At 49.1% G+C, this 12,616-nt stretch carries 6 protein-coding genes, 3 tRNA genes and 3 rRNA genes; 3 read left to right on the forward strand and 9 right to left on the reverse strand.

The genetic code is table 11. The features are described from left to right. Positions 1-81 precede the first annotated feature (81 nt). The 3 genes from rdgC (at position 82) to F0316_RS10290 (ending at position 2,805) form a co-directional block, all read left to right on the forward strand. Positions 82-996 (forward strand): recombination-associated protein RdgC, encoded by a 915-nt coding sequence (gene rdgC, locus F0316_RS10280; RefSeq protein ID WP_057642394.1) that lies wholly within the window; start codon positions 82-84, stop codon positions 994-996. Positions 997-1,147: 151 nt separating this feature from the next. Further along, entirely contained in the window at positions 1,148-2,548 is a 1,401-nt protein-coding gene (gene trhP, locus F0316_RS10285) for a prephenate-dependent tRNA uridine(34) hydroxylase TrhP (RefSeq protein WP_000211022.1), read from the forward strand. A gap of 2 nt (positions 2,549-2,550) precedes the next feature. Next, on the forward strand, positions 2,551-2,805 hold the full coding sequence (locus tag F0316_RS10290) for a YfhL family 4Fe-4S dicluster ferredoxin (RefSeq protein ID WP_001196281.1): 255 nt from the start codon (positions 2,551-2,553) through the stop codon (positions 2,803-2,805). A 34-nt stretch (positions 2,806-2,839) separates the two neighbouring features. Here the strand turns inward: F0316_RS10290 and nfsA are convergent, their stop codons facing one another. The 9 genes from nfsA to clpB all read right to left on the reverse strand — a co-directional run bounded on the left by nfsA (position 2,840) and on the right by clpB (position 12,494). After that, positions 2,840-3,562 (reverse strand): oxygen-insensitive NADPH nitroreductase, encoded by a 723-nt coding sequence (gene nfsA, locus F0316_RS10295; RefSeq protein ID WP_001070280.1) that lies wholly within the window; start codon positions 3,560-3,562, stop codon positions 2,840-2,842. Positions 3,563-3,571: 9 nt separating this feature from the next. After that, on the reverse strand, positions 3,572-3,895 hold the full coding sequence (locus F0316_RS10300) for a DUF1904 domain-containing protein (protein ID WP_142739919.1): 324 nt from the start codon (positions 3,893-3,895) through the stop codon (positions 3,572-3,574). Positions 3,896-4,091: 196 nt separating this feature from the next. Then, positions 4,092-4,168, reverse strand: a tRNA-Asp gene (locus F0316_RS10305). Between the two features lie 65 nt (positions 4,169-4,233). Further along, positions 4,234-4,349, reverse strand: a 5S ribosomal RNA gene (rrf, locus tag F0316_RS10310). A gap of 131 nt (positions 4,350-4,480) precedes the next feature. Next, positions 4,481-7,367, reverse strand: a 23S ribosomal RNA gene (locus F0316_RS10315). Positions 7,368-7,655: 288 nt separating this feature from the next. After that, positions 7,656-7,731: transfer RNA gene (locus F0316_RS10320), tRNA-Ala, on the reverse strand. A gap of 8 nt (positions 7,732-7,739) precedes the next feature. Continuing rightward, positions 7,740-7,816, reverse strand: a tRNA-Ile gene (locus F0316_RS10325). A gap of 62 nt (positions 7,817-7,878) precedes the next feature. After that, positions 7,879-9,421, reverse strand: a 16S ribosomal RNA gene (locus F0316_RS10330). Together the 16S, 23S and 5S rRNA genes with 3 tRNA genes alongside form the textbook arrangement of a ribosomal RNA operon. A 499-nt stretch (positions 9,422-9,920) precedes the next feature. Then, a complete protein-coding gene (gene clpB, locus F0316_RS10335; protein WP_001235058.1) occupies positions 9,921-12,494 on the reverse strand; it encodes an ATP-dependent chaperone ClpB in 2,574 nt (857 codons plus the stop codon). Between the last annotated feature and the right edge of the window lie 122 nt (positions 12,495-12,616).

The raw sequence follows: 12,616 nt of genomic DNA on the forward strand, positions 1-12,616 counted from the left end.
ACCTCTTTTTTGCATTCGGGGTAAGACTTTCTGAGCATCTTCCCCTATCATGTCTGGCTTTCTAACCAAGGGAAAACAACAATGTGGTTTAAAAACTGTATGGTGTATCGCGTTAATCGCGAGGTTAACTTCAATGCCGATCTGCTGGAAAAACAGCTGGCCGAATTTCGTTTTACGCCTTGCGGCAGTCAAGATAAACAGAAGTTTGGCTGGGTTTCCGCACTGGGTAAACACGGCGACATGATGACCCACGTCAGTGAAAACCGCATTTTAGTCTGTGCGAAACGTGAAGAAAAAATGCTCCCCGCTTCGGTGATCAAAGATTCACTCAATGCCAAAGTCGAAGCGATGGAAGCCGAAGAAGGCCGCCCACTGAAGAAAAAAGAAAAAGACGCGCTGAAAGAAGACATCGTCATCGATTTACTGCCACGCGCATTCAGCAAAAGCCAACTCACTTTTGTACTGATCATGCCAACCGAAGGCTTAATTCTGGTGGATGCTGGCAGCTACAAAAAAGCCGAAGATGTGCTCGCGCTACTGCGTAAAACCATGGGCAGTCTACCGGTGGTGCCTGCTATTCCTGAAATAGCGGTCGAAACAACTCTGACGCAATGGGTAAAAGAAGGCAATCTGCCACAAGGCTTTAGCCTGATGGAAGAAGCGGAGCTCAAATCGTTACTCGATGATGGCGCCACCATTCGCTGCAAAAAACAAGAGCTGAGCAGCGATGAAATCCTGAGCCACATTCAAGCCAATAAAGTGGTCACCAAGCTAGCGATCAACTGGCAAGACCGAATTCGTTTTGTCCTCGCGGAAGATTGCAGCATCAAGCGCCTAGCGTACAGCGATGAACTTAAAGAGCAGAATGATGATATCCCACGCGAAGATCGCGCGGCGCGTCTTGATGCCGATTTCTCCCTGCTGTGCGGAGAAATGTCGGTTTTCCTGCCGGATCTGTTCAATGCCTTAGGTGGCCTGCCTCACCCTGAAGCCTAAGCGTGGACTCAATTTCACCACCTCTGCAGAAAATGGGGTGGTGAGAGTTTCACTATGCAGAGTAGGGTTTTTGACGTAAAATTTGCGCCCTTTCCAATACCATCAGGTGGTATTGGCCTGACTTGAGATCAGATTGTAAGAGAAGCAAGCAATGACAACGCCAAAAACCTTTGTTCCAGAACTCCTTTCCCCCGCGGGTAGCCTGAAGAATATGCGCTACGCTTTTGCCTACGGGGCAGATGCGGTATATGCCGGCCAACCTCGTTACAGCCTGCGCGTGCGTAACAATGAGTTCAACCACGAAAACCTACAAATCGGCATTAATGAAGCCCACGCACTGGGTAAAAAATTCTATGTGGTGTGTAACATTCAGCCGCACAACTCTAAGCTGAAAACCTTTATCCGCGACCTTAAGCCGGTGATTGATATGGGGCCGGATGCGCTCATCATGTCTGACCCTGGCCTTATCATGATGGTTCGTGAAGAGTTCCCGCACATGCCGATCCACCTGTCGGTACAAGCGAATGCGGTGAACTGGGCAACCGTGAAATTCTGGGCTTCACAAGGCGTTGAGCGTGTGATTGTTTCTCGTGAGCTCTCTTTAGAAGAAATCGAAGAGATCCGTGAAAAATGCCCGAATACCGAAATTGAAGTGTTCGTACATGGCGCTCTGTGTATGGCTTATTCCGGCCGTTGCTTACTGTCTGGTTACATCAACAAGCGCGATCCCAACCAAGGTACTTGCACTAACGCATGCCGTTGGGAATACAAAGTTGAAGCAGCAAAAGAAGATGAAGCAGGTCAGATCGTTGAACAGTTTGACCCCAATGCTGCGCAAGCCATCGAAGTTCAAAATGAACGTCCAGACACCACCATTGGGGCCGGCAAACCGATTGATGATGTCGTACTGCTTTCTGAGAGCCATCGTCCTGATGAGAAAATGGCCGCCTTTGAAGATGAGCACGGCACCTACATCATGAACTCCAAAGATCTGCGTGCAGTACAGCATGTTGAGCGCCTAACTCAAATGGGTGTGCACTCACTGAAAATCGAAGGCCGTACCAAATCTTTCTACTACTGCGCACGTACCGCGCAAGTGTACCGTAAAGCGATTGATGATGCGGTAGCGGGCAAGCCATTCGATGATAGCCTGATGACTACCCTAGAAAGCTTGGCGCACCGTGGCTATACCGAAGGTTTCTTACGTCGCCACACGCACGATGCTTACCAAAACTACGACTACGGCTACTCGGTTTCCGACACTCAACAGTTTGTGGGTGAATTTACCGGTAAACGCCGCGGCGCAATGGCCGAAGTGGAAGTAAAAAACAAATTTATACTTGGCGATAGCCTTGAGCTGATGACGCCAAAAGGCAATGTCATCTTCACTTTAGAAGCGATGGAAAACCGCAAAGGTGAAGCAACAGACGATGCCAAAGGCAACGGTCACTTTGTTTACATTCCAGTTCCGGAAGAGTTGGACCTCAGCTACGCACTGCTGATGCGTAACCTAGTGCAAGGGCAGGATACCCGTAACCCAACAGGCAAGTAATTATGGCGCTACTGATTACCGCCAAATGCACCAACTGTGATATGTGTGAGCCAGAGTGCCCAAACAGTGCGATTTCAATGGGCGATAAGATCTATGAGATCAATCCCGATTTATGCACTGAATGTAAAGGGCATTATGACAAACCGACGTGTCAGTCTGTTTGTCCCATCAGTAACTGCATCATCACCGATCCTGCCCATCGCGAAACCGAAGAGCAACTACTCGAAAAGTTCGTGGTAATTCAAGGGCTCGCGTAAATCGAAAATCCCAGCCAAGTGCTGGGATTCTTTATTACTTCAGAGCTAATCCTTTACGCTGCAAATAGCTGAGCATAAATGGGCGAGACTCTTCTGAAAGCTTAGCGGTAATTTGTTCAGACCATCCCTGCTGTTTTGGATTACCGGAACGTTTTTGGTAATACTCAACCATGGTACGGTCATATTCTGCGACATCCTCCTTATTCAAAGGTTGGTAGTGGTTTTCATGCAAGATCACCTTTGGAGCCAAGCGCGGTTTTAACTCTGGATCCTGCGCTGGATGTCCCAAGCACATACCAAACAATACAGCGGTATAAGGCGGTAGGTTAAGCAAAGCATCGACTTCATTCGGTGAATTACGTAAACCACCAATGTAGACACCACCCAACCCCATCGACTCTGCCGCTAACAAACAGTTTTGCGCCATAATCCCCGCATCCACAGCACCGATTAGAGTGAGCTCCATGAATTCAGGTTTTACATTCGGGTTCAATGCATAGTGCCGCTGATAATCAATGCAAAACACTAAGAACTCAGCCGCACTCACTACATAAGCTTGATTGCCAGCAAGCTTTGCTAATTGCTCACGCATACTGCCATCGGTCACTCGGATCACCGAGATCACTTGCAGTAAGCTGGATGACGAAGCTGCAATACCAGAAGCAATGATCGTCTCAAGTTGCGTTGCAGAAATAGGCTCTTGGGTAAAAGCACGAATAGAACGATGGCTAAGTATGGTATCAATAACAGGATTCATACGGCCTCCTCAGAAATGTTGTCCATCAAGATAATAAGCGGTGCGTTGCAAAGGTATAAACACTACAGCAAGATGAGAATCAGCACCGAGCAACTGACGTATCTGATCAGTAATCACCTGTGCAATCTGATCCTGAGTCTGCTGTTCTCTTCCAAACCACAATACTTCCACCATGGGATAAACCTCTCCTTCGGCGAAATACTGGGTATTAATCAATTCAAAGGTAAAAGCATTTCGAGAAGTACTGAGTAGAGAGGAAAGCTCATTGAGTAAGGTAGGGACTAGCGATTCAACGATATGCGCTTCTACTGCGCGAAAACGTAAATGAGGCATGACTGATTTTCTCCTTTTTTGCCATCATAACAGCCAGCATGGAGAGGTGCGAGTCATACAAAAAACAAAGGATAAACCATTGTTCTAAGGGCTCAAGAAGCAGAATAAGAGAGTTACAAGGATTGAATAACTAAGATAACGGAACTTTTATCCAGAAAGTAAAAAACCCAGTCCTAAGACTGGGTTTCGTAATAAGTGGCGGAGCGGACGGGACTCGAACCCGCGACCCCCGGCGTGACAGGCCGGTATTCTAACCGACTGAACTACCGCTCCGCTGTCTGGTTAGACGTTTCGTCTACTTTTTTTGCCTTTAGATATGTCTAAAGACATAAATTAAAGCCTGGCGATGTTCTACTCTCACATGGGGAGACCCCACACTACCATCGACGCTGTTTCGTTTCACTTCTGAGTTCGGGATGGAATCAGGTGGGTCCAAAACGCTATGGTCGCCAAGCAAAATTCTGTTTTTGTTCTCACTTTCTCTTAAAAAGTGATAACCAACAATTCTGGAAAGCTGTTTTCATTCTCTCAACACATTCTTATGCGCTCAGCTCTGAGTCCACTACAAAACCCCTTGGGTGTTGTATGGTTAAGCCTCACGGGCAATTAGTACAGGTTAGCTCAACGCCTCACAACGCTTACACACCCTGCCTATCAACGTTCTAGTCTCGAACAACCCTTTAGGATACTTAAAGTATCAGGGAAGACTCATCTCAGGGCTCGCTTCGCGCTTAGATGCTTTCAGCGCTTATCAATTCCGAACTTAGCTACCGGGCAATGCGTCTGGCGACACAACCCGAACACCAGAGGTTCGTCCACTCCGGTCCTCTCGTACTAGGAGCAGCCCCCTTCAATCTTCCAACGCCCACGGCAGATAGGGACCGAACTGTCTCACGACGTTCTAAACCCAGCTCGCGTACCACTTTAAATGGCGAACAGCCATACCCTTGGGACCGACTTCAGCCCCAGGATGTGATGAGCCGACATCGAGGTGCCAAACACCGCCGTCGATATGAACTCTTGGGCGGTATCAGCCTGTTATCCCCGGAGTACCTTTTATCCGTTGAGCGATGGCCCTTCCATACAGAACCACCGGATCACTATGACCTGCTTTCGCACCTGCTCGAACCGTCATTCTCGCAGTTAAGCGGGCTTATGCCATTGCACTAACCTCACGATGTCCAACCGTGATTAGCCCACCTTCGTGCTCCTCCGTTACTCTTTGGGAGGAGACCGCCCCAGTCAAACTACCCACCAGGCACTGTCCTCACCCCAGATAATGGGGCTAAGTTAGAACATCAAACATACAAGGGTGGTATTTCAAGGACGGCTCCAACGCAACTGGCGTCACGTCTTCATAGCCTCCCACCTATCCTACACATGTAGGTTCAATGTTCAGTGCCAAGCTGTAGTAAAGGTTCACGGGGTCTTTCCGTCTAGCCGCGGGTACACTGCATCTTCACAGCGATTTCAATTTCACTGAGTCTCGGGTGGAGACAGCGTGGCCATCATTACGCCATTCGTGCAGGTCGGAACTTACCCGACAAGGAATTTCGCTACCTTAGGACCGTTATAGTTACGGCCGCCGTTTACCGGGGCTTCGATCAAGAGCTTCGCTTGCGCTAACCCCATCAATTAACCTTCCGGCACCGGGCAGGCGTCACACCGTATACGTCATCTTGCGATTTTGCACAGTGCTGTGTTTTTAATAAACAGTTGCAGCCACCTGGTATCTGCGACTCTCGTCAGCTCCATCCGCAAGGGACTTCACCATCAAGAGCGTACCTTCTCCCGAAGTTACGGTACCATTTTGCCTAGTTCCTTCACCCGAGTTCTCTCAAGCGCCTTGGTATTCTCTACCCGACCACCTGTGTCGGTTTGGGGTACGATTCCTGACTATCTGAAGCTTAGAGGCTTTTCCTGGAAGCATGGCATCAATGACTTCACTGCCGTAGCAGCTCGACGTCGTGTCTCAGCCTTAGAAAGAGCCGGATTTACCTAACTCTTAAGCCTACGCACTTGAACCAGGACAACCGTCGCCTGGCCCACCTAGCCTTCTCCGTCCCCCCATCGCAATAGTCAGAAGTACGGGAATATTAACCCGTTTCCCATCGATTACGCCTTTCGGCCTCACCTTAGGGGTCGACTCACCCTGCCCCGATTAACGTTGGACAGGAACCCTTGGTCTTCCGGCGAGGAGGTTTTTCACCCCCTTTGTCGTTACTCATGTCAGCATTCGCACTTCTGATACCTCCAGCAAACCTTACGATTCACCTTCAACGGCTTACAGAACGCTCCCCTACCCAATATCTAAAAGATATTGCCGCAGCTTCGGTGTATTGCTTAGCCCCGTTACATCTTCCGCGCAGGCCGACTCGACTAGTGAGCTATTACGCTTTCTTTAAATGATGGCTGCTTCTAAGCCAACATCCTAGCTGTCTGAGCCTTCCCACATCGTTTCCCACTTAGCAATACTTTGGGACCTTAGCTGGCGGTCTGGGTTGTTTCCCTCTCCACGACGGACGTTAGCACCCGCCGTGTGTCTCCCGGATAGTACTTACTGGTATTCGGAGTTTGCAAAGGGTTGGTAAGTCGGGATGACCCCCTAGCCTTAACAGTGCTCTACCCCCAGTAGTATTCGTCCGAGGCGCTACCTAAATAGCTTTCGGGGAGAACCAGCTATCTCCGAGTTTGATTGGCCTTTCACCCCTAGCCACAAGTCATCCGCTAATTTTTCAACATTAGTCGGTTCGGTCCTCCAGTTGATGTTACTCAACCTTCAACCTGCCCATGGCTAGATCACCCGGTTTCGGGTCTATATCCAGAGACTGAGCGCCCAGTTAAGACTCGCTTTCGCTACGGCTCCCCTATACGGTTAACCTTGCCACTGAATATAAGTCGCTGACCCATTATACAAAAGGTACGCAGTCACACCACGAAGGTGCTCCTACTGCTTGTACGTACACGGTTTCAGGTTCTATTTCACTCCCCTCACAGGGGTTCTTTTCGCCTTTCCCTCACGGTACTGGTTCACTATCGGTCAGTCAGGAGTATTTAGCCTTGGAGGATGGTCCCCCCATATTCAGACAGGATATCACGTGTCCCGCCCTACTCGATTTCACGCTCGATGAAGCGTCGGTTACGGGGCTATCACCCTGTATCGCCAAGCTTTCCAGCTTGTTCACCTACTTCACCGAGTGCTTAAGGGCTAATCCAGGTTCGCTCGCCGCTACTACCGGAATCTCGGTTGATTTCTTCTCCTCGGGGTACTTAGATGTTTCAGTTCCCCCGGTTTGCTCTGTTAACCTATGTATTCAGTTAACAGTAACTGCTTATGCAGTTGGGTTTCCCCATTCGGAAATCGCAGACTCAAACGGCTCTTACTGCCTTATCTGCGCTTATCGCAAGTTAGTACGTCCTTCATCGCCTCTGACTGCCCAGGCATCCACCGTGTACGCTTAGTCACTTAACCATACAACCCGAAGGAGTTTCGGGTTGTTGTTTAAACAACCTAAGTTGTCTCGCGTTTAATTTACATGAGTGCGAGACAGATTTTGCCGGACTCAAATTTTGAACAAGACCGAAGTCTTATTCGATACCAAGCACACTTGAATGTGTTGTTGGTGTTTATCTTTCGATAAACATTGAGAACTTTACAAACAACAATAATTTGTTGTTTTGTCAGCTTTCCAAATTGTTAAAGAGCAAGATTTTCTGATGAAAACCATTTTTAAACATTCTCAGCGAAAACGCTTAAAGATGGTGGAGTTATGCGGGATCGAACCGCAGACCTCCTGCGTGCAAGGCAGGCGCTCTCCCAGCTGAGCTATAACCCCATCGTTAGTGGTGGGTCTGAGTGGACTCGAACCACCGACCTTACGCTTATCAGGCGTACGCTCTAACCACCTGAGCTACAGACCCACTTAATGCTCAAATCTAAACCGAATCAATCTGTGTGGACACTCATCACGATAACCATCGTGTAAGGAGGTGATCCAGCGCCAGGTTCCCCTAGCGCTACCTTGTTACGACTTCACCCCAGTCATGAACCACAAAGTGGCAAGCGTCCTCCCGAAGGTTAAACTACCTGCTTCTTTTGCAGCCCACTCCCATGGTGTGACGGGCGGTGTGTACAAGGCCCGGGAACGTATTCACCGCAACATTCTGATTTGCGATTACTAGCGATTCCGACTTCATGGAGTCGAGTTGCAGACTCCAATCCGGACTACGACGTACTTTGTGAGATTCGCTCCACCTCGCGGTATCGCTGCCCTCTGTATACGCCATTGTAGCACGTGTGTAGCCCTACTCGTAAGGGCCATGATGACTTGACGTCGTCCCCACCTTCCTCCGGTTTATCACCGGCAGTCTCCCTGGAGTTCCCACCATTACGTGCTGGCAAACAAGGATAAGGGTTGCGCTCGTTGCGGGACTTAACCCAACATTTCACAACACGAGCTGACGACAGCCATGCAGCACCTGTCTCAGAGCTCCCGAAGGCACTCCAGCGTCTCCGCTAGATTCTCTGGATGTCAAGAGTAGGTAAGGTTCTTCGCGTTGCATCGAATTAAACCACATGCTCCACCGCTTGTGCGGGCCCCCGTCAATTCATTTGAGTTTTAATCTTGCGACCGTACTCCCCAGGCGGTCTACTTAACGCGTTAGCTCCGAAAGCCACGCCTCTAGGGCACAACCTCCAAGTAGACATCGTTTACGGCGTGGACTACCAGGGTATCTAATCCTGTTTGCTCCCCACGCTTTCGCATCTGAGTGTCAGTATCTGTCCAGGGGGCCGCCTTCGCCACCGGTATTCCTTCAGATCTCTACGCATTTCACCGCTACACCTGAAATTCTACCCCCCTCTACAGTACTCTAGCTTGTCAGTTTCAAATGCGATTCCTAGGTTGAGCCCAGGGCTTTCACATCTGACTTAACAAACCACCTGCATGCGCTTTACGCCCAGTAATTCCGATTAACGCTTGCACCCTCCGTATTACCGCGGCTGCTGGCACGGAGTTAGCCGGTGCTTCTTCTGTAGGTAACGTCAAATGATTAAGGTATTAACTTAACCACCTTCCTCCCTACTGAAAGTACTTTACAACCCGAAGGCCTTCTTCATACACGCGGCATGGCTGCATCAGGCTTGCGCCCATTGTGCAATATTCCCCACTGCTGCCTCCCGTAGGAGTCTGGACCGTGTCTCAGTTCCAGTGTGGCTGATCATCCTCTCAGACCAGCTAGGGATCGTCGCCTTGGTGAGCCCTTACCTCACCAACTAGCTAATCCCACCTGGGCATATCCGGTAGCGCAAGGCCCGAAGGTCCCCTGCTTTGCTCTTGCGAGGTTATGCGGTATTAGCCATCGTTTCCAATGGTTATCCCCCTCTACCGGGCAATTTCCCAGGCATTACTCACCCGTCCGCCGCTCGCCACCCAAGGAACAAGTTCCTCTGTGCTGCCGCTCGACTTGCATGTGTTAGGCCTGCCGCCAGCGTTCAATCTGAGCCATGATCAAACTCTTCAATTAAAAGTTTTGTGAAGCTTTCGCTTCGGCTCAATGAATACTGATACTATCTTTCGATAGTGAATTGACTGTGCTGAATGATTGCTCATTCAAATGGTCACTCAGTTCATTGATAAATCTTTTTTGATTATCATCAACGAGTGCCCACACAGATTGATTGGTTTATATTGTTAAAGAGCGTTTTGCTTCGGCTTTCTTACCGAAGAGGCTGTGCATTCTAGCGAGATAATTGTCAGAGTCAAACTCTTTTTTCAATTTTCTTTACCGAAGCTTTTTGCCTCACTGACTAGCCTTGAGACCTTGTGGCGTCTGCCGTGTCAGTGAAGGCGCATTATAGGGAGGTTTTGCGTTCTGGCAAGCAATAAAATGCTTTTTCTATGCTTTATTAGCTCAAGAGAACAAATCAACAGCAAAACCACTAAAAAACGCACTTCATCGTTCAATTAACAAGCAAAAGAGCCACTCAAAGTGGCTCTTTTGCTTATGATAGATAAGGTATCTGCTACTGGCTTGCGAAAATATTCCCGTCTTTTACCGATAGTAAAATAGGTGAACCAGGCAGGAACTTACCAGCCAGAATCGATTTGGCCAGTGGGTTTTCCACATTTTGTTGAATCGCGCGTTTCAGTGGACGAGCACCATAAACCGGATCGAAGCCGACATGAGCAATCAGATCCAGCGCCTCATCATCAACCTCTAGTTGGTAATCTCGCTCTGCCAAACGTTGACGCAGGCGGGCCAACTGAATAGAAGCGATCGACTTAATATGCTCTTGTCCTAATGGATGGAATACCACACTTTCATCCACTCGGTTCAAGAACTCAGGACGGAAGTGTTTGCTGACTACGTCCATCACTTGTTCTTTGATACCTTGATAATCCAACCTTGCAAAATTTTCTTGGATACGGCTTGAACCCAAGTTGGAGGTCATGATCACCACGGTATTTCGAAAATCAACCGTGCGCCCTTGCCCGTCCGTCAAGCGACCATCATCCAAGACTTGCAGCAGAATATTGAAGACATCTGGGTGCGCCTTTTCCACTTCATCGAGCAAAATCACCGAGTAAGGTTTACGGCGTACAGCTTCCGTTAAGTAGCCACCTTCTTCATAGCCGACATAACCTGGAGGCGCACCGACTAAACGAGCAACCGAGTGTTTCTCCATAAATTCCGACATATCCACACGTACCATGGCATCTTCACTGTCAAACAGGAAGTTAGCCAAGGTTTTACACAGCTCGGTTTTACCGACCCCTGTTGGCCCCAGGAATAAGAAGGAGCCAATCGGACGATTCGGATCAGAAAGCCCCGCGCGGCTACGACGGATCGCATTCGCGACTACTTCCACCGCTTCTTTTTGGCCAATCACGCGTTTATGCAGCACTTCTTCCATGCGCAGCAACTTTTCTTTCTCGGCTTCGAGCATTTTTGATACTGGAATGCCAGTCTGTTTTGAAAGCACTTCGGCAATTTCTGCATCCGTCACTTTATTACGTAGCAGAGTCATTTCCTGCATTTCGGCTTGCGCAGCCAGATCAAGCTGCTTTTCTAACTCTGGAATGCGACCATATTGCAGCTCTGACATGCGGTTCAAATCCCCCGCACGGCGAGCGACTTCCAGATCCATCCGCGCTTGTTCAAGTGCCGCTTTAATATGTTGCGTGCCGGAGAGTGCCGCCTTTTCAGCTTTCCACACTTCTTCCAACTCCGCGTAATCACGCTCTTTCTCTTGCAGCTCTTCATTTAAGATCGCCAAGCGTTTTTCACTGGCTTCATCGTGCTCATTAGAGAGCGCTTGCTGCTCGATTTTCAGTTGGATGATTTTGCGCTCAAGCTTATCCAGAGCTTCTGGTTTGGAGTCAATCTGCATCCGGATGCTTGAAGCCGCTTCATCGATCAAATCGATCGCTTTATCAGGCAACTGGCGATCGGAAATATAGCGATGCGATAGGCTCGCTGCCGCCACAATCGCTGGATCTGTGATTTCGACATGGTGATGCAGTTCATAACGCTCTTTCAATCCACGCAAGATGGCGATGGTATCTTCCACCGTGGGCTCATCCACCAACACTTTTTGGAAGCGGCGCTCTAACGCTGGATCTTTTTCGATGTATTGGCGGTACTCATCTAAAGTGGTTGCGCCGACACAGTGCAATTCTCCACGCGCCAAAGCGGGTTTGAGCATGTTGCCGGCATCCATCGAGCCTTCGCCTTTCCCCGCACCAACCATGGTGTGCAGCTCATCAATGAAGAGGATGATATTGCCTTCTTCTTTCGCTAGCTCATTGAGTACTGATTTCAAGCGCTCTTCAAATTCGCCGCGGTATTTCGCCCCAGCCACCAGCGCGCCCATATCTAAAGACAATACGCGGCGTCCACGCAGGCCTTCTGGTACTTCATTATTAATGATGCGCTGCGCCAAGCCTTCCACAATCGCAGTTTTACCCACACCGGGTTCACCGATGATCACTGGGTTGTTTTTGGTACGACGCTGCAGCACTTGAATGGTGCGGCGAATTTCATCATCACGACCGATCACAGGATCGAGTTTGCCCTGCTCAGCGCGCTCAGTGAGATCGATGGTGAATTTTTCCAACGCTTGACGCAGCTCTTCCGCATTCGGGTCATTGACCTTCTGGCCTCCACGAATTTTTTCAATTGCATCAGAGACTTTTTTCTCGGTCAGCCCGAACTCTTTGAGCAAGGTTCCAAGTGGACCTTTATCTTCCAAAGCGGCGAGGAGATAAATTTCAGAGGAGATGTAGGCATCTTGACGCTTTTGCGCAACCTTATCACACAGATTAAACAGCGAGCCAAGCGCCGAAGAGAGCTGTACATCACCACCAATACCACTGACTTTGGGTAAACGATCGAGCATTTCGCCAAGTTTGGAGCGCAGTTGCATCACATCCACATTAAGCATGGTGAGTAATGGGCGGATCGGGCTGCCGTTTTGATCCAGCAGAGCCACCATCAGGTGCACAGGTTCGATATATTGATGATCACGGCCGAGCGCTAATGACTGGGCATCGGAAATCGCGATCTGAAATTTGCTCGTAAATCTGTCAAGACGCATACCAACCTTCCTAACCTCATCTGAGATAAATTGAATACGTTAGGAAAGATGGTTATCACGAACCAGATTTTCAAGGGAAGTTGAGGAAACTTTCTTGTTGTTTGATATGGGTATGGATGAAG

The sequence above is a fragment of the Vibrio cholerae genome, from assembly GCF_008369605.1.
Lineage (GTDB): Bacteria > Pseudomonadota > Gammaproteobacteria > Enterobacterales > Vibrionaceae > Vibrio > Vibrio cholerae.